Below are 22,305 nucleotides of genomic sequence, written 5' to 3'. Positions count from 1 at the left end.
TGGTTCACCGCCTGCTCGTGATCAGGGAGCTGGGCATCGCGGCCGCGCTGGCCCTGCTCGTGGGGGTGACCGTGCTGGTCAACCCTCGCTTCCTGACCGCGCAGGGCATCAAGGACCTGCTGCTCGGCTCGACCATTCTGGCCGTGCTCGCGGTCGGCCAGAGCATCGTGGTCATCACCCGCAACGTGGACCTGTCGGTGGGCTCGGTGCTGGGCCTGTCGGCGTTCGCGACGGGCAGCCTGTTCGTGGCGAACCCTGGCCTGCCCATCCCGGTCGTGCTCGTCCTCGGCGTGCTGCTGGGCGCCGCGTGCGGCGTCGTGAACGGCGCGCTGATCGCCGCCGCCCGCGTCCCCGCGCTCGTGGTCACGCTCGGCACCCTGTACGTCTTCCGCGGCGCCGACTACACCTGGGCCACGGGCCGGCAGATCAACGCCGCCGACATGCCGCCGGGCTTCCTGCGCATGGGCAGCGCCACGGTGCTGGGCGTGCCGGTGCTCGCGCTGTTCGCCGTGGCCGTGCTGGTCCTGGCGGGCTACTACCTGCGCACGTACCGCAGCGGGCGCGAGCTGTACGCGATCGGCTCCAGCCCGGCCGCCGCCCGCCTGGCCGGCATCCCGGTCGGCAGGCGGGTGTTCGCCGCGTTCGTCGTCAGCGGCGCGCTCGCCGGCCTGGCCGGCGTCCTGTACGCGGCCCGCTTCGGCACGCTCGACGCCAACGCGGGCAACGGCTTCGAGCTGAACGTGGTGGCGGCCGTCGTGGTCGGCGGCGTGGCCATCTTCGGCGGCAGCGGCTCGGTCTACGGCGCCGCGCTGGGCGCGGTGCTGCTCACCACGATCAGCAGCGCCCTGCCGGTGCTCGGGGTGAGCCCGTTCTGGCAGCGGGCCGCCGTGGGCGCGCTGATCCTGGCCGCGATCGGCCTGGACCGGGCGCTGGCCGTCCGCCTCGCCCGATCCCTGAGAGGAAGGAACGGCCATGGCTGAGCGGACTCCGGCGGGAAGGGCGGCCATGGCCGAGCGGCTGCGGCCGCTGATCGGCCCCTGGGACGCCGCCCTGCTCGTGGCCGTGATCCTGGTCGCGGCGGTGGGCGCGGTGATGGTCGAGGGGGTGGCCAGCCCGCGTTTCTGGCGGTTCGTCACGCTGGAGGTCATCCCGATCGCGCTCATCGCGCTGCCCATGACCCTGGTGATCATCACTGGCGAGATCGACCTGTCCGTGGCCAGCGTCCTCGGCCTGACCTGCACCGTCATGGGACAGCTGTGGCTGTGGGGCATCTCGTCGCTGCCCGTGCTGATCGCCGTCGCCCTGCTGGCCGGCGCGCTGCTGGGCGCGGTCAACGGGCTGTTCGTCACCGCGTTCGGGCTGCCGTCGCTGGCGGTCACGATCGGCACGCTCGCCCTCTACCGCGGCCTGGCGTACGTCGTGCTCGGCGACCGCGCGGTGGCCGACTACCCGCCAGGGTGGACGACCGGCGCGATCGCCGCGATCCCCGGCCTGACCATCCCCTGGATGATCATCGTGGTCGCGGTGCTCGCGCTCGTCTTCGGCCTGGTCCTGCACGCCACCCCGATCGGCCGCGGCCTGTACGCGATGGGCAACAACGCCGAGGCCGCCCGCTTCACCGGCATCTCCGTCGCCCGCACGAAGTTCTGGCTGTTCGTCGCCACCGGCGCCATGTCGGCCCTGGCCGGAGTCTTCTGGACGCTGCGGTACGCCAGCGCCCGCGCCGACAACGGCAACGGCCTGGAGCTGGCCGTCGTGGCCGCCGTCCTGCTGGGCGGGGTGTCGATCTTCGGCGGGCGGGGCGGCCTGATCGGCGTCATCGCCGCGGTCGTCCTCCTCGGCACCCTGCGCAACGCCCTGCAACTGGCCTACGTCCCGGCCAACACCCTCACCATCATCACCGGATCCCTGCTCATCGTCTCCGTCGTGGGACCCAACGTCGCCGGCATGCTGCGCGAGCGATGGCGCCGGCGACGACCCGCCACCCCCCTGCCCCAGGAGTGAGGACAGACCATGTCACGTATTCGAGGAGGCCGGGCCGTCGCCCTGGCGATGCTCACCGCGCTCACCCTCGCCGTCACCGGTTGCGCCGGCGAGGAACCCGCCACCACCGCAGACCAGCCGGCCGCGAGCGGCGGGGCGGCCACGATGAAGGAGGGCCTGAAGATCGCCTTCCTGCCCAAGCAGGTCAACAACCCCTACTTCGACGCCTCCGACAACAAGGGCGGCAAGGTCGCGGTGGCGGAGTTCAAGGGCGTCTACAGCCAGACGGGCCCCTCGGAGGCCAGCCCCTCGGCCCAGGTGTCCTACATCAACACGCTGTCGCAGCAGGGCACCGACGTGATCGTGGTGTCGGCCAACGACAAGGACGCCATCTGCGGCGCGCTGAACGAGGCCCGCCAGGCCGGCGCGAAGGTCATCACCTACGACTCCGACACCAACCCGTCCTGCCGCGACCTGTTCATCAACCAGGCCAGCCCCGAGGGCATCGCCGCCTCCCAGATCAAGCTCATCTCCGAGGCGGTCGGCCCCGGCGGCGGCGAGATCGCGATCCTGTCGGCCACGGCCAACGCGACCAACCAGAACGCCTGGATCGAGATGATGAAGACCGAGCTGGCCAAGCCGGAGAACAGCAAGCTCAAGCTGGTCGACACCGTCTACGGCGACGACGACGACCAGAAGTCCTTCCAGGAGGCGCAGGGCCTGCTCGCCAAGCACCCCAACCTCAAGGGCATCATCTCGCCCACCACGGTCGGCGTCGCCGCGGCGGCCCGCTACCTGTCGGGCTCGGAGTACAAGGGCAAGGTGCAGCTCACCGGCCTCGGCACGCCGAACCAGATGCGCGCCTTCGTCAAGGACGGCACGGTCAGGTCGTTCGCCCTGTGGAACCCGTCCGACCTGGGCTACCTGGCCGCCTACACCGGTGGCGCGCTGGCCTCCGGCATGATCACCGGCAAGGAGGGCGAGAAGTTCACCGCGGGCAAGCTGGGCGAGTACACCATCGGCAAGGACGGCACCGTGCTGCTCGGCGACCCGTTCGTGTTCACCAAGGACAACATCGACGACTTCGACTTCTGACGGGCGGTGCCCCCGCCCTGGGCTCAGAGCTGGTCCGCCCAGGGCGGGTTCGCGCCCGCGACCGAGCAGGTCAGCGCCGACACCCGGGCCGCGAACTCGGCCGCCGCCACGACCGTCTCCAGGTCCAGCCCGTCGAGCCGCCCGCCGAGCAGCCCCTTCGCCTCCAGGCTGTGCAGCAGCCCGGCCGTGAACGCGTCCCCCGCGCCCACCGTGTCCTCGACCGCGACCTCCGGCGCCGCGACCGTGGCCCGCTCGCCGTCCAGCGACACCAGCGCCCCCGCCGCGCCCAGGGTGACGACGACGAGCCGCGCGCCGGCCGCGTGCCAGCCGTCGCAGGCCCGCTCCGGCGGCACGCCGGGCAGCAGGACGGCGAGGTCGTCGTCGCTGAGCTTGAGGATGTCGGCGAACGCGCACCAGCGCTCGACCTGGTAGTCGTCCTTCCCCGCCAGGCTGGGCCGCACGTTGGGGTCGATCGAGATCGTGGCCCGCGCGGACGCCGCCCGGGCGAACTCCTCCACGGCCTCCCGCCCCGGCTCCTTGACCAGCGCGAGCGAGCCGGTGTGCAGGCAGGAGGCGGGGCCGAGCCGGGCCGGGCCCAGCTCGCCCGGCGTCCACTGCCAGTCGGCCGTCCCCGTGGCGTAGAAGGTGTACTCGGCCCTGCCGCGCTCGTCGAGGGCGGCCACCGCGAGCGTGCTCGGCTCCCCGGCCTCGACGCAGGCCGTCAGGTCCACCCCGGACGAGGACAGGTGCTCGCGGAACAGCGCGCCGAAGACGTCGTGCGAGAGCCGGCCGAGGAAGCGGGCCGGCGTGCCGAGCCGCGCCAGCGCCACCGCCGTGTTCGCGGGGCCGCCGCCGGGCAGCGCCCGCAGCACCAGCTCGGCGGAGCCCGCCGAAGGGCCGCCGGTGAAGCTGTCGGCCACGCACTCGCCCAGGACGGCGATCATCAGGTGGGCCCTTTCCGGTGGGGCATTGACGATTCCCGGATCGGAGTTCATCATCGCAGCACGGCCGATGTCAACGTTGACATATGTCAGCGATGACATCCAATCCCGCTGATAGGAACCGCCATGAACGCGAAGCTTCCGGCCGGACTCCTCGTCACCGTACTCCTGCTCGCCGGCTGCGGAGGTAACGGGCAGAGCGCCTCCTCCGCCACCCCGAAGGTCGGCCTGATCACCAAGACCGAGACGAACCCGTTCTTCGTCAAGATGAAGGAGGGCGCGCAGAAGGCGGCCCAGGCCAACGGCCTGGAGCTGATGAGCGCCGCGGGCAAGTTCGACGGCGACAACGCCGCCCAGATCACCGCCATCGAGAACATGGTCGCCGCGGGCGTCAAGGGCATCCTCATCACCCCCAGCGACACCAAGGCCATCGTCCCCGCGATCAAGAAGGCCCGCGACGCGGGCGTGCTCGTCATCGCCCTCGACACCCCCACCGAGCCGCAGGACGCCACCGACGCCCTGTTCGCCACCGACAACTTCAAGGCGGGCGAGCTGATCGGCCAGTACGCCAAGGCCGCCATGGCCGGCAAGCCGGCCAGGATCGCCACGCTGGACCTGGCCCCCGGCGTCACGGTCGGCCAGCTCCGGCACGACGGGTTCCTGAAGGGCTTCGGCGTCCAGGAGGGCGACCCGTCCGTCGTCTGCTCCCAGGACACCCGCGGCGACCAGGCCAAGGGCCAGACCGCCATGGAGAACTGCCTGCAGAAGGCCCCCGACATCAACCTCGTCTACACCATCAACGAGCCCGCCGCGCTCGGCGCGTACACGGCGCTGAAGGCCAAGGGCCGCGAGAAGGACGTGCTGATCGTCTCCGTGGACGGCGGCTGCACCGGCACCAGGGCCGTGCAGGCCGGCCAGATCGCGGCCACCAGCCAGCAGTACCCGCTCAAGATGGCCGAGGACGGCGTCAAGGCCGTCGCCGCCTTCGCCGAGAGCGGCCAGAAGGCCTCCGGCTACACCGACACCGGCGTCACGCTCATCACCGACCGGGCCGTCTCCGGGGTCGAGGCCAAGGACACCGCCTTCGGCCTGGCCAACTGCTGGGGCTGACCATGGCCGTGATGGAAGCGCCGCTGCCGCGCCGCCTGATCAGCACCCCCGTCGCCGGGCCCCTGGCCGCGCTCCTGCTGGCCTGCCTGTTCTTCGGCCTCAACAGCGACCAGTTCTTCACCGGGCCCAACTTCTCCCTCATCATCCAGCAGGTCATGGTGGTCGGCACGCTGGCCATCGGGCAGACCCTGATCATCCTGACCGCGGGCATCGACCTGGCCTGCGGGGCGATCATGGCGTTCGGCGGGATCGTGATGACCAAGCTGGCCGTCGACTCCGGCCTGCCGCCGCTGCTCGCGCTGGCCGCCGGGCTGGCCGTGTGCGCCACGTTCGGGCTGGTCAACGGCCTGCTGGTGACGCGGATCTCGCTGCCGCCGTTCATCGTGACGCTGGGCATGCTGAACGTGGTCTTCGCCCTGACGCACATCTACTCCGACGAGCAGACGGTGACCGAGCTGCCCGCGCTGCTCACCTTCCTCGGGCAGACGTTCCAGCTCGGGCAGACGAACGTCACCTACGGCTCGCTGCTGACGATCCTGCTGTTCCTGCTGTTCGCGTACCTGCTCGGCTCGACCGCGTGGGGCCGCCACGTGTACGCCCTCGGCAACAGCCCCGAGGTGGCCCGCCTGACCGGCATCAGGACACACCGGCTGACCGTCGGCGTCTACACGCTGGCCGGCCTCGTGTACGGCATCGCCGCCCTGCTCCTGGTCTCCCGCACCGGCGTGGGCGACCCGCAGGCGGGCCAGACCGACAACCTCGACAGCATCACCGCGGTCGTGCTCGGCGGCACCAGCCTGTTCGGCGGGCGCGGCCTGGTGCTCGGCACGCTCGTCGGGGCGCTCATCGTGGGCGTGTTCCGCAACGGCCTGCAGCTCATGGGCGTACCGTCGATCTACCAGACGCTCATCACCGGCGTCCTGGTGATCCTGGCGGTCGCCGTCGACCAGCTCTCCCGCAGGAGGATGCGATGACCCCCGTGCTCCAGGCGCGCGGTCTGACCAAGAAGTACGGTCACGTGACCGCCCTGGACGGCGCCGACTTCGACCTCATGCCCGGCGAGGTGCTCGCGGTCATCGGCGACAACGGCGCCGGCAAGACCAGCCTGATCAAGGCGCTGACCGGCGCGCTGGAGCCGGACGCGGGCGAGATCCGGCTCGACGGCGAGCCCGTGCGCCTGCGCGACCCGCTCGACGCCCGCAGGCACGGCATCGAGACCGTCTACCAGGACCTCGCGATCGCGGCCTCGCTCGACATCGCGACGAACATGTTCCTCGGCCGCGAGCTGCGCAAGCCCGGCCTGCTCGGCCGGGTCTTCAGGATGCTGGACAAGAAGCGCATGCGCGAGGAGTCGGCCCGGCACATGGCCGAGCTCAAGATCGGGCTGCGCTCCCTCAGCCAGCCGGTGGAGTCGCTGTCGGGCGGCCAGCGGCAGGGCGTGGCCGTGGCCAGGGCGGTGGCCTGGGCCACGCGCGTCGTGGTCATGGACGAGCCCACGGCGGCGCTCGGCGTGAAGGAGTCGGGCCAGGTGCTCGACCTCATCAGGCAGGTCCGCGACCGCGGCACGCCGGTGGTGCTGATCAGCCACAACATGCCGCACGTGTTCGAGATCGCCGACCGCGTGCACGTCCAGCGGCTCGGCCGCAGGGTAGCCGAGCTGAGCCCACGCGAGCACAGCATGGCCGAGGTCGTGGCCATCATGACCGGCGCGATCCAGGTGACGGACGGCAGGTCCGTGGTGACGGACCAGGACGCGGCGAAGGCGATCGGCCTCTGACCACGATCGGGCTCTGACAAAATGTCTGGGATGCGGCGTCCGACGATGACTGACGTGGCCCGTGAGGTCGGAGTCACCGCGAAGACCGTCTCCCGGGTGCTGAACGACGAGGGCCCGGTCGCCGTGGAGACGCGCGAGCGGGTCATGGAGGCGGTCAGGAAGCTCGGCTACCAGCCCAACCTCATGGCCCGCAACATGCGGGTGGGCGCGCGGGACGCCGCGATCGGCCTGGTCGTGCCCGAGCTGGGCAACCCGTTCTTCGGCACGGTCGCGGGCGGGGTCGAGGGCGCCGTGCGGGCCCGCGGGCTCACGCTCATCGTCGGCTCCTCCGACGAGACGGCCGGGCACGAGCAGGCGCTCATCGCCACGTTCCTGGCGCGCCGGGTCAGCGCCCTCATGGTCGTCCCGGCCGCCGCCGGCGACCACCGCCACCTGCGCGCCGAGCGGGTGGCCGGGCTGCCGATCGTCTTCCTCGACCGCCCCGCCGCCGGGCTGACCGCCGACTGCGTGGTGAGCGCCAACCGGGAGGGCGCCACGGCCGGCGTGGCGCATCTGATCGCGCACGGGCACCGCAGGATCGGCTTCGTGGCCGACCTGCCGGCCGCCCTCTACACGCGCCGCGAGCGGCTCCAGGGGTACCGGGACGCGCTCGACGCCGCGGGGCTGCCGTTCGATCGGGCGCTGGTGGAGACGGGGCACGACCTGGAGGCCGCGGCCAGCGCCACCATGCGGCTGCTGGCGCTGGCCGACCCGCCGACCGCGCTGTTCGCGGGCAACAACCTCGCCTCCATGGGGGTGGTGGTGGCGCTGTCGCGGGCCGGGCGCAAGGACGTGGCGCTGGTCGGGTTCGACGACCTGCCGCTGGCCGAGGCGCTCGACCCGCCGCTCACCGCCGTCGCCCAGGACCCGGCCGCCGTGGGGGCCGCGGCGGCGGAGCTGGTGCTGGCGCGGCTGGACGGCGACCGGTCCAGGGCCCGCCGCGTCACGGTGCCGACCCGGCTCATCGTACGCGGCTCGGGCGAACTGCCGCCGAGGGCGGGGTAGGCGTCGGCGGGCCCCAGGAGCGCGGTGCCCCCCAGGAACGTGGTTGGGCCCCGGGGGCGCGGTGGGCCCCAGGAGCGCGGTGGGCCCCGGGGGCGCGAAAGGGCCGCCCCGCCTGGGACGGCCCTGCCGCGAAGGGCTCAGCGTTTCACCGTGAACTGCCCGCTCAGCGTCCCCAGCTCCACCGTGTGCGTGCCCGCCGCGGGGCGCCGCAGCTCGAACGAGACCCGCGTGCTGCGGCCGGCCGCCAGCGGCACGCTGCGCCGCTGCACCTGCGCGCCGTCCACGCGCAGCACGGCCTCGTACGAGCCCGCCTGCTCGCCCACGTTCTTCACCAGCGCCCGCACCCGCACGGAGCGGGACGTCGAGACCTCCAGGCCGCTCACCGTGAACAGCGCCTCCGGCCCGGCCACCAGGTCGTGCACGAACACGTCGTCCCGCTTGTTGGTGTCGCCCTCGGCCAGGTTCGCCGAGCCGCTCTCGAAGGCCACGTACCGGCCGTCCTCGCTGATCGACGGCAGCACGGCGCGGCCGTCGCCCTCCTCGCCCCGCAGACCGGCGGAGATCCGGGTGGTGGTGCCCGCCGCGACGTCGCGGACGAACACGTCGTTGAGCCCGCCCGTGTCCCCGGCGACCAGCTCGCCGGAGTCGCTGTAGAAGGCGACCTCGCTCCCGTCGGCGGTGAGCGCGGGAGCGAAGGACATGGCGCCCGCCGGCTTGCCGCCGGTGGTCGCCGACACCAGCTCGGACGTGCCGGTGCCGAGCACCTGGACGTAGAGCTCGCCGAGGCCGGCGCCGTTGGAGAAGGCCACGGCGTTCCCGCCCGCGCTGATGACCGGCCCGGTCGTCTCCTCGTCCGGGTACGGCACCGCGAGCCGCGTCAGCGTCCCCGCCTGCCGGTCCAGCACGTACGCGTCGATCACGCCGTTCGCGTCACCGGGGGTCAGGGCGTCGGCGCTGCTCTGGAAGGCCACGTACCGGCCGTCGGCGCTGATCGTGGGCTCCCGCGAGTTCCCGTCCACCTGCGTGCCGCCTTGCGCGACCGACAGGCGCTGGGTCGTGCCGGCCTGCCGGTCGCGCAGGAAGACGTCCGTGCGCCCGTTCGTGTCGCCCGGCACGAGGTTCGCCGCGTCGCTGTCGAAGACCGCGAACCGGCCGTCCGCGCTGAACCTGGGCGGCCCCGACATCCCGTCGCCCGGCGTGCCGTCGGACGACACCGACAGCAGCTCGGTGGTCCCGGTCTGCCGGTCGTGCGCGAACGCGTCCGACAGGCCGTTGGAGTCGCCGGGCACCAGGTTGGTCGCCCCGCTGTTGAAGCCGACGAACCGCCCGTCCCTGCTGACCGTGGGCGACAGCGAGAACCCGTCCGCCAGCCCGCCGCCGCTCGGCACCGACACCCGCCGCGTCTCGCGGGTGCGCCGGTCGGTGGCGAAGATGTCCAGCTCGCCGTTGGTGTCCTCGTCGTCGGCGAGGTTGGAGGCGAAGCTGGCGAACACCACGACGTTGCCGTCGCCGCTCAGCTCGGGCCACCACGCGTCGTGGTTGGCCTGCCGCCCGTCCGAGCCCAGCGACAGCCGCTCGGTCCGCGGGCGCCGCGGCAGCACGACGTCCGCGCCCGCGCTGCCCCGGCCGACGGTGACGGCCACCGGGTCCGACCTGGAGATGCCCGTGGCGTGCGCGGAGATCCGGTGGTCGCCGGCCGGCACGTCCTTGATCGTGTACCGGCCGTCGGCGCCGGTCGTGCCCGTCAGCACGTCGGGGACGTTCAGCACGGTGACCGTGGCGCCGGGCACGCTCGCGCCGGTCGGCTCGTACGTCACCCGCCCCGAGATCGTGCTCCAGCGGGTGCGCTCCAGCTCCAGCCGCACGTCCGAGAGCCGGTCGGCCCGCACCCTGAACGTCTTCGAGGCGGTCTCGTAGCCGAACCTGGACAGCGTGAGCGCGTGCTCGCCCGCCGGGAGCCGCAGCTCGAACCGGCCGTTCGCGTCGGTCTCCGTGCCGCGGCCGTCGGCCCTGACCACCTTCACGCCGCTCAGCGGCCTGCGGCTGTGCTCGTCGGTGACGACACCGCGCACGCCGCCGGCGAGCGCAGCCTCCGCGACGGCGGCGTAGGCGTCGATGCGGCCCTGGCCGACGCGGGTGTTCGGGCGCGGGCCGTACCGGTCGTCGGAGACCGACGTGCCGGCCAGGATCTCCTCGGCCGCGTCCACGGTCAGGCCGGGGCGGGCCTCCAGCATCAGCGCCACCGTGCCGGAGACGTGCGGGGTGGCCATCGAGGTGCCGTTCAGCGCGGCGTACTGGCCGCCGGGCATGGCCGACACCACGTCCACGCCGGGGGCGGAGACGTCCGGCACGACGTACGCGTCGGGCCACTCCGGCGGGGCGTCGAACCAGTCGGCGCGCTTGACCGTGCCGCCGCAGGAGAAGTCCGGCACGTCGTCGTTGACGTCGGTCGCGCCCACCGCCACGGCCTCGTACACGTTGCCGGGGCTGCCGGAGCCGCCGGGCGAGCAGTCGTTGCCGATGGCGAAGGAGGGGAACGCGCCGGCGCGGTAGATGTTTCTGGCCGGCTCGATCAGCTCGTCGGCGTACCCCTCGGCGCCCAGCGACATGCTGACGACGTCGGCGGGCTCGCCCGCCGGGGTGCCGTCCGCCTTGTACGGCGCCAGCGCCCACTGCATGCCGGCGACCACCTGCGCGAGCGTGCCCCGGCCGCCCGGGATGACCAGCCCGGCCATCAGCCCGGCGCCCGGCGCGACGCCGATCTGCGTGCCGGAGGCGTCGCCGCCCGCGATCGTGCCCGCCACGTGCGTGCCGTGGTAGGCGCTGTCGTGCGGCTCGCTGGCCACCGGCTTGCCCTCGGCGTCGAACTCGATCCAGCCGCCCGGCGCCTTCGGGTCCGCGGGGTCGGCGCTGACGAGCTTGCCCTTCAGATCGGGGTGGGTGACGTCGATGCCGGTGTCGAGCACGGCCACGCGCACGCCCTTGCCTGTCAGGCCGCGCTCGCTGCGCACCCGGTCGGCGCCGATCTTGGCGATGCCCCAGGTCGAGGCCCCCGCGCTCGCGGGAGCCACGGCCTTGTCCGGCTCGGGGGCGGTCAGGGTGAAGTTGGGGATGATCCGGTCGACCAGGTCGAGCTCGGCCAGGGCGCCGAGCGTGCCGGGCGTGGCCCGTACCAGGATCATGTTCTTCAACCAGAACGTGTTGACCACCTGGTCGCCGCGCGAGCGCACGAACGCGGCCACGGGGTCCTGCACGGGCCGCGCGCCGGCCGTCAGCGCCTCGCGTGCCCCGGCGGCGGAGTCCACGGGCGGCGGCTCCTGAGCGGTGCGCAGCACGACGACCGCCTCCAGGCGGCCGCCGGCGCTCTTCATCTGTTCCGCCAGCTTGGCGTCGATCTTGGGTTCGCCACCGGGCTCGGCGGTGACGGCCTGCGCCTGCGCCGGGCTCGCGACGAGCATCCCGAACGTCCCTGAGGTCATCAGTACGGCTGGTAAGACGGCGGCGAGCAGGCGCCGCCCGGCGGAACGGCGGGAGGTCAGCGGCATGGGGCTCCTTCATATCTGTGGCCGCTGGGGCCGATGGTGCACCGAGAACGCTGACATCCTCCGATGTTTCCTGACAAGATCCGTTGATGACGAGTTTCTGTCATGTGACGTGAACCCGACACCCACGGAGGCGGCGATGCTGGAGGCCATCGGACTCGGCCATCAGGACGAGGAGGTCTACGACGCGCTCGTCCGCCGCACTCAGGCGACGGTCGCCGAGATCGTCGCCGACTGCCACCTGCCGCCCCCGTCCGCCCGGCGCGTCCTGCAGTCACTGGTCGAGCTGGGCCTGGCCACCCGCTCGACCGGCCGGCCCGTCCGCTACGTCGCCGTCTCGCCCGACAGCAGCCTGGAGGCCATCCTGCGCGAGCGCGAGCGGGAGCTGGACGACGTGCGCACCCACATCCGCGCGCTCATGGACGTCTACCGCGCCGGCACCCGCTTCGCCCACCCCGGCGAGCTGATCGAGGTCGTCTCGGGGCGCGAGGAGGTCAACCACCGGTGGGTGCGGATGCAGCAGGACACGCGGGTGCAGATGCGCGGCTTCGACCGGCCGCCGTACGCCGCCCCGCAGGAGCACACCGAGCCGAACCCGGTCGAGCTCCACCTGCTCCGGCACGGCGTGAAATACCGCGTCATCTACGACACCAGCGTGCTGGAGCTGCCCGGCTGGCTGGACGACGTCATGATGGGCCTGCAGCACGGGGAGGAGGCGAGGATCGCCGCGAACCTGCCGATGAAGCTGGGCATCTCCGACGACCGGCTGGCCATCATCCCGCTGCTGCGGGCAGGCGACAGCGTGGTGTCGGCCTCGTACCTGATCCACCCGTCACCGCTGCTCGACGCGCTGGTGGCGCTGTTCGAGGCGCTGTGGGAGCGCAGCCGGCCGGTGCGGCTGACCGCGCAGGACCCGGAGCGGGGCCTGTCGCAGGACGAGGAGCGGCTGCTGACCCTGCTGGCCGCGGGCACCACCGACAAGGCGGCCGGCCGCGCGCTCGGGTGGAGCGAGCGGACCGTGCAGCGGCACCTCACCAAGCTGATGCGGCGCCTCGGCGTGCAGACCCGGTTCCAGGTCGCGATGGAGGCGACCCGGCGCGGCTGGATCTGAGCCGGGGCCGGCCACGGCGCGGCTGGAGCCGGATCACGCGCATCCGTAGCCGGAGGGGAGCCCGGTGTCGCCGCTGGGGCGGGTGGCCTGGAAGCCGAACGTGGTGCTCTGGCCGGCGCCCAGCGTGCCGTTGTGGGCCGTGTTCCTGGCCGTGACCGTCCGGCCGGAGACGGTCAGCGCCGCGTTCCACGAGCCGGTGACGGTGTGCCCGGCGGGCAGCGTGAACGTCACCGTCCAGCCGTTCCTGGCGGAGGTGCCCGGGTTGGCGACGGTGACGGGCTGGATCACGTAACCGGTGCCCCACTGCGTCTGCGTGGTCGCCGTGGCCGTGCAGCCGTCCGGCGTGCCGCCGGTCGTGGTGGTGACCGTGACCGTTGCCGACACGGGGGAGAGGTTGCCGGCCGCGTCGCGGGCGCGCACCTGGTAGCGGTAGGTGCTGCCCGCCGTCAGGCCCGTGTCGGTGTAGGTGGCGGTCGCGGACGTGCCCACCTGCGTGAAGGAGCCCCCCGACGCGCCCGGGGCACGCAGGATGTCGTAGCCGGTCACGCCCACGTCGTCGGTGGAGGCGGCCCACGTCAGGGTGGTCGCGGTGGCGGTCGTGCCTGAGGCGGCCAGGCCCGCGGGCGCGGTCGGCGCCTGCGTGTCGGTGCCGCCCGACGCGGGCGGGACGCGGATGATGCGGTCGTCCTGCGCCACCGGGTTGCCGCGGCCGTCACGGTTGCTGGTGCCCACCCAGAGCCAGCCGTCAGGCCCGACGGCCACCGCGCGCAGCCGCCCGTACTCGCCCTGCAGCTCGGCCACCGGCGTGCCGGCCCCGCCGCCGGCGGTCAGCGGGACCGCCCACAGCCGCTGGCCGCGCAGCGCCGCCGCGAACAGCGTGTCGTTGGCGTACGCCAGCCCGCTCGGCGACGCCTCGGCCGTGGTCCACGTGACGATCGGGTTGCGGAAGCCGCCGCTGGAGCAGGTGCCCTCGCAGGTGGGCCAGCCGTAGTTGCCGCCCGCGACGATCTGGTTGACCTCGTCCCAGGTGTTCTGGCCGAACTCGGTGGCGTACATCCTGCCCTGGGAGTCCCAGGCCAGGCCCTGGACGTTGCGGTGGCCGTAGCTCCAGACGCGGGAGCCCGCGAACGGGTTGCCCGACGGGACGCCGCCGGTGGGCGTCATGCGCAGGATCTTGCCGGCGGGGCTGTTGAGGTTCTGGGCGTTGGCGGTGTTGTTCGCGTCGCCGGTGGCCACGTACAGCATGCCGTCCGGGCCGAACGCGATCCGGCCGCCGTCGTGGACGGCCGCGCTCGGCACCCCCGAGAAGATCACCGTCTGCGTCTGCGGGGCGCTGAGCTGGAACCTGACCAGGCGGTTGTCGCCGCTCGTGCTGGTGAAGTACGCGTACACCCAGCCGTCCTGCGCGTACGTGGGCGAGACCGCCAGGCCCAGCAGGCCGCTCTCGCCCGAGGCGCTCACCCCGCTCACCGTGGCGACCGGGGCGGGCGCCTGGCCGGGACGGACCTGCATGACGCGGCCCGTGTTCCGCTCGGAGACCAGCGCGCTGCCGTCCGGCAGGAACGCCATGGCCCACGGCACCTGCAGGCCCGTGACGGACACCTCCGCCCTGTCGAAGTCGAACCCGCCCACCACCTGGGCATGGGCCTGGGGGACGCCGGCGCCGAGGGCGAGCAGCGGGGCGAGCAGGGTCAGGATCAGGGCCGGGATGACACGGGCGCGCATGACGGGCTCCTTGACCGGATCGGTGCCAGAACCGTAAACCCCACGGCGCCCGATCTCAACCGGTACGCGGGTGATGATCCTGCCAACTGCGATGAAGGAGCGAAGGCGGTGAAACTTTCAACATCGCGGCGGTGACCGCGGGTCGTCCATGGGGGGAGAAGGTCAGGCGTCGCGCAGGCCCGCGAACAGGTCCTCCTCGTGCGCCGGTGTGTCCACCTTGCTCAGCACCCGCTCGAACGCCTCGTGCGAGAACGCCTGCTGCTGCGCCTCCTCCGGCATGCGCAGCAGGAAGATGTTCTCCCCCTGGCTCTCGTGCGCCCGCAGGGCCTTCAGCTTGCGCTCGACGTAGGGGGAGACGTCGACGATGCTGGTCACCCGCTCGTCGGGGGTGCCGAAGTCGTCGGAGGGCGTGAAGTCGCCGACCTCGACGCCGGTCTCGCGCATCAGCTCGAACATGCGCTTGATCGCCGACCGGGGGATGGCGGTGTAGTAGAGCTTGTCGGGGATGCCGGTGCGCTCGGCGGCGGCCACCGTGACGCGGTGCGTCTGCACGTGGTCGGGGTGGCCGTAACCGCCGCCGCCCGTCTCGTCGTAGGTGACCACGACCTGCGGCCGGTAGTGCTCCATCAGCGCGGCCAGCCTGGCGGCGGCCGTCTCGACGGGCACGTTGGCGAACGCGCCGGGGTGGCCGTTGCCGTCCCAGCCGTCCATGCCGGAGTCGCGGTAGCCGAGCAGCTCCAGATGGTCGATGCCCAGGTGGGCGACCGACTCGCGCAGCTCGCCCAGCCGTTGCCGCGCCACCGCCTCGTCGTCGTGACCGGGCTCGCCCGGCTTGACACCGCCTTCGCCGTCGCCCTGCTCGCCGTTGGTGCAGGTGACCAGGACCGTGCGGATGCCCTCCTCGGTGTAGCGGGCGAGGATGCCGCCGGTGCTCAGACATTCGTCGTCGGGGTGGGCGTGCACGACCATCAGGGTGAGTTGCCGATCCATGTGAGCAGAAACTACCCTGCGGCTCCGACAATTCCGGATCGGGCGAGCGCGCCTCCGGACCGGGCGAGCTCGCCCGCCCGGCCGCGCGCGACGGCCGCCGCCGCGCCGTCGCCCACCGCCTCGGCCAGCGCCGCCTGCTTGAGCCAGTTGTACGGGCTGCACGGCCGCACGCTGATCCGCTCGCTCACCAGCACCCTGGCGACGTCCCGCCGCCCGTCCCGCAGCGCCGCCTCCAGCAGCGTGCGCTGCACGGCGTCCCGCTGCGCGTGGCTGCCGCCGAACTCGTTGACCCGGTGCCTGATCGGATGGAGCAGATCCACCACCGCCCCGTAGTCGCCCCGCCCGAACGCCACGATCGCCCGGCACACCGGCAGTCCCACCCTGAGCGTCATGTCGTGGTTGGTGACCCCCGGGTGCGGCTCGGCCACGTACGCCGCCCGCCCCGCGATCAGCCTCTCCGCCTCCCCGACCCGCCCGGCGCCCACGTACGACATCACCGCGTGCATGTCGTTGAAGGCGTAGAACGGCTCCGCGACCCGCGCCGGCCACGCGTCGGCCAGCGCCCGCCAGCGCTCGTGCTGGTCGGAGCCCTCCAGGTGGAGCCGCCACAGCAGCGCCGCCGCGTCGAGCAGCTCCATGCAGGACTGCCCGTCGGCCAGCACCGCGTCGTAGACGGCCAGCACGCGCGGCACGTCGCCGGTCTCCAGGGCGTACAGGCAGTAGTGCCACCAGTTGTGGATGTTGAAGAACGTCCCGGACGACCAGTCGGGCACCCGCGCGTCGAGATAGCGCAGCCCGTCACCGAAGCGCCCCTGCATCTCGTAGGTGTGCACCACCGCGTGGATGCCCCACACGTCGCGCGGGTTCAGCTCCACCGCCCGCAGCCCGACCTCCTCCGAACGGTCGTAGTGCCCGGCCTCCTCCAGGCCGAAGGCGTACATGCCGAGCACGTGCCCGAGGTGCGGGTCGTCCTCCCGCCAGGAGGTCAGCGCCCCGCCGATCCGGTCGCGCAGCATGCGCGCGTCGCCGGTGAAGAAGTCGATCTGGTGCCCGACGGCCAGCGCCAGCGCGTCGCGCGGGTGCTCGGCCGTGAGGTCGGCGAGCAGCGCCCCGCAGGTCAGGAAGTCGCCGCCGAGCAGCGCCCGCACGGCCGCGACGTGCGCCCGCTCGCGGGGGAGCAGCGCGCCGCCGCCGGTCCTGCGCAGGAACGCCCCGAACCGCGCCCGCGCCGTGCGCGCGTCCTCGACCTCCGTGGTCAGCAGCCCCAGGTACGCCGCCAGGACGTTGCCCATCGCGAAGTCGGGCGACTCGGCCAGCGCGGCGTTCGCCTCGGCGTCCACCTCGGCCCTGAAGTGCAGCAGCTCGTCGATCGCGCGATCGTAGTGCCGCACCGCCGCGGCACTCGCCCCGGTCATCGCCAGGCCGTGCTGGTCGTGGCTCACCGGACCACTGTAACCAGCCACGTCGCCCCTGGCAGGGCCATGCCGAGGCGTAGAGCCGCGAATCCCGGGCACTCGGGGTTCTCCGGAAGGACCATGTTGGAGGTAACAGTGAATACCGCGCAACAGGCGGGGCACGAGGCGAAGGCCGCGACGCGGCGCGCGACGCGCAGCCGGCCGATGGCGGTGCTGACCAGGGTCGGCCTGGCGTGCCGCGGCGTGCTGTACGCGCTGATCGGCGTGGTGGCCCTGCAGATCGGCCTCGGCCAGGGGTCGGGCGGCGAGGCCGACAAGGCCGGGGCCATCAGCACCTTAGCCCGGCTGCCGTTCAGTGAGGTGCTGCTGTGGACCATGGTCGCCGGGTTCGCGGCGCTGGCCCTGTGGCAGGCGTCCGAGGCGTTGTTCGGAGGGGGGAAGACGTTCGAGCGGGCCGAGGCGGTCGCGCGGGTTCTCGTCTACGTCCTGGTGGTCTACACGCTGTGGAGCGTGATCACCTCCGGCAAGGCGGGCTCCGACGACCAGAAGTCGCAGGACGTGACGGGCAAGCTGCTCAGCCTGCCCGCCGGGGAGTGGATCGTGGGCGCGATCGGGCTCGGCCTCGTGGCGCTCGGCGTCTACTGGGTGCACCGGGGCGCCACCAAGGGCTTCAGGGAGGAGCTCGACCAGGGGCGGATGTCCCCCAGAGCCAGAACGGTCATGGACCGGCTCGGGGTCGGCGGGTACGCCGCCCGCGGGGCGATCGCCGGGATGGCCGGGATCTTCGTCATCTACGCGGCGATCACCCACGACGCGGACAAGGCGGGCGGCATCGACGCCACCCTGCGGCAGTTCGCCGAGACCCCGGCGGGGCCCTCGCTGCTCGTGGTGGTGGCGCTGGGAGTGCTGCTGTTCGCCGGTTACTGCTTCGGCGAGTCCCGCTGGCGCCGTACCTAGAGGATCAGGCGGGGTGCCGGGCCACCACGGCCCTGCCCATGCCCGGATCATCGCAGAACGCGCCGTCGACGCCCAGTTCGAGCAGCCGCGACAGCCAGCCCATCACGTTCCCGGTCGCCCGCGGGTAGGCGGGGCTGGCCGGGTCGCCGAGCCGGTAGTCGGCGGGGAGCTGCGAGTTCTCGTTGCGTACCGTCCACACGTGCACGGCCAGCCGCCTGCGGTGGGCGTCGGCGACGAGGGTGGTGGGCGCGGTCGTCGCGCCCGAGGCGTCCACCGGGACGACGCGCCTGGTGTCCACGCCGATCCCGCTCGCGTACGTGGCGACCTCGCGCAGCCCGTCCGGCTTGACCATGTCGTCGTAGGTCCGCGTGCTGCCGGCCGCCACCCAGTCGTAGGGCGCGCCGCCGGACGTGATGAGCTGGATCAGCGGCAGCCGCGTCCTACCGCGCAGGTCACGCAGGTTCGCGGTCTCGAAGGACTGGATGTACGCCTTGCGCACCCGGTACCGGTTCAGCACGTCGAGCAGCGGCTCCTCCAGCGACAGGCCGATGGAGTCGAAGTAGGTGGGGTGCTTGGTCTCGGGGTAGACGCCGACGCCGTGCGCCAGCGCGAGCTTCACGACCTCCTCGAACGTCGGGATCTCGGCCAGCCCGTCGAACGCCGTGTTGTCCGGCCGCAGGTCGGGCACCCGCTCCTTGGCGCGCAGCGTCTTCAGCTCGGCCACCGTGAAGTCCTCGGTGAACCAGCCGGTGACGGGCCGGCCGTCCACCGTCTTGGTGGTGCGGCGGCCGGCGAACTGGGGGCGCGCGGCCACGTCGGTGGTGCCGGAGATCTCGTTCTCGTGCCGGGCGACCAGCACGTGGTCCTTGGTGGAGACCAGGTCGGGCTCGATGTAGTCGGCGCCCATCGCGATGGCGGCCTCGTACGACAGGAGCGTGTGCTCCGGGCGGTGGGCGGAGGCGCCGCGGTGGGCGATCACGATGGGATCCTGGGCCCGGCGCTCGGCCGTGGCGGTGGGGGTCTGGGTCAGCACGACGGTGACCGTACCGCCGGCCAGGACCGTGGACAGCACGCTCGCGAGTAACCTGCGCATCTTCATGCCGCGCACGGTAGACCGCCGAGGTGGACCGCGCGTTACGGACGGGCACACAGTGACGGTCGGGGCGGAGGGCTCCAGACGGTTGTCACCGCCTCCTTGCCCAGGTGCGTCTCCGAGCCGGCCTTGAGGGACCGAGGCCGCGGCACGCCCGGCCGCGGCCCGTCCCGCCGTGTCGTCCCCGCACGATCGCGAACCGCTGCTCACAGATCGGCGGCGATGATGCGCTCGATGTTCCGCTCCGCCAGCGCCGTGATCGTCACGAACGGGTTGACGGTCGTGTTCCCGGGGATCAGCGCCCCGTCGATGACGTACAGGCCCGGATAGGCCGTCAGCCGCCCGTAGTTGTCGGTGGCCCTGTTGAGGACGGCGCCGCCCAGCGGGTGGTAGGTCAGGTGGTCGCCCCAGATCTTGTAGACGCCGAACAGGTCCGTCCGGTAGATCGTGCCCTCCTTGGCGTTGATCTTGTCGAAGATGGTCCTGGCCATGTCGATCGACGGCTGCTTCCAGGCGGCCTGCCAGTTCAGCTCCACCCGCCCGGCGGCCGCGTTCCAGGAGAACTGCGCGCGGTGCGGGTTGTTGGTGATCGACAGGTAGAACGAGGCGTAGGTCTCGATCCCGGTCGGCAACGGAGCCACCTCGGCGAACGCGCCGCCGGCCGCCCAGTTGTCGATGCCGCAGCACGGGATGGCCGACTGGAGCTTGCCCGTGGGGTCCCACAGGTGGTTCGCCCGGCCGCACATGACGTTGCCGTTGTCGCCCCAGCCCTTGCCGATCTCGCCGTTGAGCGCCGGCAGCACGCCGGTGGCCTTCAGCTTGACCAGGAGCTTGCTGGTGCCGACGCTGCCCGCGGCGAAGAACACCCGGTCGGCCGTGACCGTCTTGGTGGCGACGGTGCCGCCGGTCGTGTCGATCTGCTCGATCGTGACGGTGTACGCGCCGCCCGCCGCCGGGGCCACCGAGGTGACCCTGTGCAGGGGCGAGACGGTGACGCGGCCGGTGGCCGCGGCCCGGGCGAGGTACGTCTTCTGCAGCGACTTCTTGCCGTGGTTGTTGCCGTAGAGGATCTCGCCGGCCAGCGCCGACTGGGGGACGGTGCCGGCCGCCTCCTGCTTCATGTAGTCCCAGTCGTAGACGTCCGGCACGAACACGAACGGGAAGCCGGAGCGCTGGGCGTGCTTGCGGCCGACCCGGGCGTACTGGTAGCAGGCCGTCGTGTCGAACCAGGCGGGGTCCACCGTGCCCACGCCGAGGGCGGCGTTGGCGCGCGGGTAGTAGGTGCCGTACATCTCGCCGGGGTCGACCGAGGGGAGGACGGCGGCGAAGTTCTCGCGTCTGGGCGTGACCGCCATGCCGCCGTTGACGAGGGAGCCGCCGCCGACGCCGCGGCCCTGGTAGACGGTGATGCCGCCGAACTCCTCGGCGTCCAGGATGCCGGTGTGGCGGGGGATGTCGCGGTCGATCGGGAAGCCGAGGAAGTAGTTGAGCGGGGCCTTGGTGCGGGTGCGCAGCCAGTAGGAGCGGTAGTCGGGCTCGCGGGTGTTGCAGAAGATCTTGCCGTCGGGGCCGGGGGTGTCCCAGGCCTGGCCCATCTCGATGAGGTGGACGTGCACGCCCGCCTCGGCCAGGCGCAGGGCGGCCACCGAGCCGCCGTACCCGGTGCCGATCACCAGGGCCGCCACGTGCGCCCCCGAGCTGATCGGGCCGGCCGCGCGGGCGGCGGGGGAGTGCACGCCGAGGGCGGCGGTGCCGAGCAGGGCGCCGGAGGCGGTCAGGAAGCCGCGGCGGGAGACGTCGTCGATCTTGCTCATGAGGCCGGGCTCGCTTTCGGTGACGGGGCGTTCGGGAGGCGGCACATCGTGTCCAGGCCCAGGACGTGGTTGAGCCGGCCGAACGCCAGCCACGAGCCGATGCACATGCTCAGCTCCACGATCTCGAGCTGGCTGTAGTGCGCGCCCATCCGGCTCCAGAACTCCTCGTCCAGCCCGTGGTGATCGAGGGTGTACCGTTCGGCGTACTCGGCGGCCAGCCGGGTGCGCGCGTCGAAGGCGCCGGTCGTGCGCCAGTCCGCGACCGCGTCGGCGAAGCCGTCCTCGACCGTGTGCCCGTCCCGCTCCGTCCGCCAGTCCAGGCAGAACGCGCAGCCGTTGAGCTGCGCCACCCGCAGCCTGGCCGCCTCGAACTCGCGCAGCCCGAGCGTCGTGTGCGCGTACACCGCCAGCGAGAAGCGCGAGGCGGCGGGCCCGATGCCGGGCACCATCTCCCCCCACACGTACTCGATCGCGTCCTTGCCCTCCGGGATGTCGATCTTCACCCGCTCCTCCTTCCGAGCTTGCCGATGGCGGGCCGCAGCGGTACGTCGAGCGCGTCGTACAGCCCCGGCCCCGCCTCCACGAGCCACTCGACGGCGCCCACCAGGCGGCCCACGGCCGTCGCGTTGCCGCCCGCGGAGTGGTTGCCGCCCTCGTCGGTGGCCTGCACCGTGACCTCGATGCGCGGACGGCCCTCGACGATCACCCGGTGCGCGCCCGCGCCGCCTGGCGGGACGGGCCAGTCGGGGGCGCAGGACGGGTGGATGCGGGTGACGTGCTCCAGCACGATCCTCGGCGCGCCGCCGACGATCCCGCGCACCTCGAACCGCACCGCGCCCTGCGTGCCGGCCTCGAACGCGCCCATCGACGCCGTCGTGACCGCGGACTCCAGCGGGCGGCGCTCCACGTGCTCGCGGATGCCGTCCAGGTCGGCCCCGAGCGCCCTGGCGATCAGCCGCACCTGGCCGCCCCACACCATGGTGGGCACGGTGGGCGCCAGCATCGGCGGCTCGTACTCCATCGGCTGGCCCATGCCGACCAGGTAGCGGACCGCGTCGGGCTGGTCGTAGGTGGAGTAGTCGAAGATCTCCTGGCAGCGTACGGCGTCCACGGTCGTGGCCAGCCCGCTGACCAGCAGAGGCAGCACGTCGTTGGCCCAGCCGGGATCGACGCCGGAGACGAACAGGGAGCCGCCGCCCTCCGCGATGGCCGCCAGCACCGGCCGGCGGATCTCGGGCGGTGCGCCGCGGTGGTCGTACAGCGCGTACAGGGAGGGGGTGACGACCACGGCGCCCGCGCGCAGGGCGCGGACCACGTCGGCCAGCGCCTCGGACGGGCGGACGTCGCCGGAGGCCGCGTACACGACGGCGCCAGGGCCCGCGCCCAGGGCCGCCTCGGCGTCGGCGGTCGCCGCGACGCCCAGGCGGTGGCCGAGCCCGGCCAGCTCGCCCGCGTCGCGGCCGATCTTGGCGGGGTCGTGGACGAGGACGGCGGTCAGTTTCAGCCCGGGATGGGCCTCGACGGCACGGATGGCGGCGCGGCCGATGTTGCCGGTACCCCAGACGATCGTGGACACCATGGGCGGAGCGTAGCAAGCGCTTGGTTAAGTGGGAAGGGCCCGCCGACCCGGGGTTTCGCGTGATCGAGCCGGAGCCTCGAACGAACCCGGCAGACCCCCTCAAGGAGGGGCGGCATTAAGAAACGCCCG

18 protein-coding genes are annotated in these 22,305 nt (G+C 72.8%); 9 read left to right on the top strand and 9 right to left on the bottom strand.

The window, feature by feature from the left end; all coding sequences use genetic code 11:
• Positions 1-20 precede the first annotated feature (20 nt).
• From AB0I79_RS36005 to rhaS, 3 genes are read left to right on the top strand one after another with little or no spacing between them, the layout of a single operon-like run.
• Positions 21-980: an ABC transporter permease gene (locus AB0I79_RS36005; protein WP_357883352.1), complete on the top strand. Its 960-nt coding sequence runs from the start codon at positions 21-23 to the stop codon at positions 978-980.
• The gene (locus tag AB0I79_RS36000; protein WP_357883104.1) at positions 973-2,004 is read left to right on the top strand and encodes an ABC transporter permease; all 1,032 of its coding nucleotides are present in this window, start codon (positions 973-975) and stop codon (positions 2,002-2,004) included. Before AB0I79_RS36005 ends, AB0I79_RS36000 begins: the two co-directional genes overlap by 8 nt.
• Positions 2,005-2,013: 9 nt before the next feature.
• Positions 2,014-3,078: a rhamnose ABC transporter substrate-binding protein gene (gene rhaS / locus AB0I79_RS35995; protein ID WP_357883101.1), complete on the top strand. Its 1,065-nt coding sequence runs from the start codon at positions 2,014-2,016 to the stop codon at positions 3,076-3,078.
• Between the two features lie 23 nt (positions 3,079-3,101).
• On the opposite strand, the gene AB0I79_RS35990 is transcribed toward rhaS, so the two are convergent.
• Positions 3,102-4,022, bottom strand: a complete 921-nt coding sequence (locus AB0I79_RS35990) for a carbohydrate kinase (RefSeq protein WP_357883098.1) — start codon at positions 4,020-4,022, stop codon at positions 3,102-3,104.
• 123 nt (positions 4,023-4,145) lie between these two features.
• On the opposite strand from AB0I79_RS35990, the gene AB0I79_RS35985 reads away from it, so the two are divergent.
• The 4 genes from AB0I79_RS35985 to AB0I79_RS35970 are packed head-to-tail and all read left to right on the top strand — an operon-like array spanning position 4,146 to position 7,950.
• Positions 4,146-5,129: a sugar ABC transporter substrate-binding protein gene (locus AB0I79_RS35985; protein WP_357883095.1), complete on the top strand. Its 984-nt coding sequence runs from the start codon at positions 4,146-4,148 to the stop codon at positions 5,127-5,129.
• A gap of 11 nt (positions 5,130-5,140) precedes the next feature.
• Complete coding sequence (locus tag AB0I79_RS35980; RefSeq protein WP_357883092.1) at positions 5,141-6,103, top strand: ABC transporter permease; 963 nt, start codon at positions 5,141-5,143, stop codon at positions 6,101-6,103.
• On the top strand, positions 6,100-6,906 hold the full coding sequence (locus tag AB0I79_RS35975) for an ATP-binding cassette domain-containing protein (RefSeq protein WP_357883089.1): 807 nt from the start codon (positions 6,100-6,102) through the stop codon (positions 6,904-6,906). The genes AB0I79_RS35980 and AB0I79_RS35975 overlap by 4 nt, the downstream gene beginning before the upstream one ends.
• 45 nt (positions 6,907-6,951) lie before the next feature.
• Entirely contained in the window at positions 6,952-7,950 is a 999-nt protein-coding gene (locus AB0I79_RS35970) for a LacI family DNA-binding transcriptional regulator (RefSeq protein WP_357883085.1), read from the top strand.
• A 137-nt stretch (positions 7,951-8,087) separates the two neighbouring features.
• On the opposite strand, the gene AB0I79_RS35965 is transcribed toward AB0I79_RS35970, so the two are convergent.
• Complete coding sequence (locus AB0I79_RS35965; protein WP_357883082.1) at positions 8,088-11,495, bottom strand: S8 family serine peptidase; 3,408 nt, start codon at positions 11,493-11,495, stop codon at positions 8,088-8,090.
• A 109-nt stretch (positions 11,496-11,604) separates the two neighbouring features.
• Between AB0I79_RS35965 and AB0I79_RS35960 the strand changes: the two genes are divergently transcribed.
• Complete coding sequence (locus tag AB0I79_RS35960; protein WP_357883079.1) at positions 11,605-12,603, top strand: helix-turn-helix domain-containing protein; 999 nt, start codon at positions 11,605-11,607, stop codon at positions 12,601-12,603.
• A gap of 33 nt (positions 12,604-12,636) precedes the next feature.
• Here AB0I79_RS35960 and AB0I79_RS35955 read toward each other — a convergent pair whose 3' ends face one another.
• The 3 genes from AB0I79_RS35955 to AB0I79_RS35945 form a co-directional block, all read right to left on the bottom strand.
• Positions 12,637-14,328, bottom strand: a complete 1,692-nt coding sequence (locus AB0I79_RS35955; protein ID WP_357883076.1) for a PQQ-dependent sugar dehydrogenase — start codon at positions 14,326-14,328, stop codon at positions 12,637-12,639.
• A gap of 162 nt (positions 14,329-14,490) precedes the next feature.
• Positions 14,491-15,318, bottom strand: coding sequence for a PIG-L family deacetylase (locus tag AB0I79_RS35950; RefSeq protein WP_357883073.1), 828 nt, complete (start codon positions 15,316-15,318; stop codon positions 14,491-14,493).
• An 11-nt stretch (positions 15,319-15,329) separates the two neighbouring features.
• Positions 15,330-16,760, bottom strand: coding sequence for a tetratricopeptide repeat protein (locus AB0I79_RS35945; RefSeq protein ID WP_357883070.1), 1,431 nt, complete (start codon positions 16,758-16,760; stop codon positions 15,330-15,332).
• Between the two features lie 108 nt (positions 16,761-16,868).
• Here AB0I79_RS35945 and AB0I79_RS35940 point away from each other — a divergent pair, with 108 nt between their 5' ends.
• Complete coding sequence (locus tag AB0I79_RS35940) at positions 16,869-17,690, top strand: DUF1206 domain-containing protein (protein ID WP_357883067.1); 822 nt, start codon at positions 16,869-16,871, stop codon at positions 17,688-17,690.
• 4 nt (positions 17,691-17,694) lie between these two features.
• Here AB0I79_RS35940 and AB0I79_RS35935 read toward each other — a convergent pair whose 3' ends face one another.
• From AB0I79_RS35935 to AB0I79_RS35920, 4 genes are all read right to left on the bottom strand, one after another.
• On the bottom strand, positions 17,695-18,789 hold the full coding sequence (locus AB0I79_RS35935) for a glycerophosphodiester phosphodiesterase (protein WP_357883064.1): 1,095 nt from the start codon (positions 18,787-18,789) through the stop codon (positions 17,695-17,697).
• Positions 18,790-18,989: 200 nt separating this feature from the next.
• Entirely contained in the window at positions 18,990-20,597 is a 1,608-nt protein-coding gene (locus AB0I79_RS35930) for a GMC oxidoreductase (protein WP_357883061.1), read from the bottom strand.
• The gene (locus tag AB0I79_RS35925) at positions 20,594-21,100 is read right to left on the bottom strand and encodes a carboxymuconolactone decarboxylase family protein (RefSeq protein ID WP_357883059.1); all 507 of its coding nucleotides are present in this window, start codon (positions 21,098-21,100) and stop codon (positions 20,594-20,596) included. The genes AB0I79_RS35930 and AB0I79_RS35925 overlap by 4 nt, the downstream gene beginning before the upstream one ends.
• Positions 21,097-22,176 carry a dihydrodipicolinate reductase gene (locus AB0I79_RS35920; protein WP_357883056.1) on the bottom strand — a complete coding sequence of 360 codons (1,080 nt, stop codon included), beginning with the start codon at positions 22,174-22,176 and terminating at the stop codon, positions 21,097-21,099. The genes AB0I79_RS35925 and AB0I79_RS35920 overlap by 4 nt, the downstream gene beginning before the upstream one ends.
• Positions 22,177-22,305 lie beyond the last annotated feature (129 nt).

It is taken from the genome of Nonomuraea sp. NPDC050202 (assembly GCF_040656115.1).
In the GTDB taxonomy this organism is placed as follows: domain Bacteria; phylum Actinomycetota; class Actinomycetes; order Streptosporangiales; family Streptosporangiaceae; genus Nonomuraea.
Note: the sequence above shows the minus strand (reverse complement) of the source record. Positions and strands in the feature narration are given on the sequence as shown.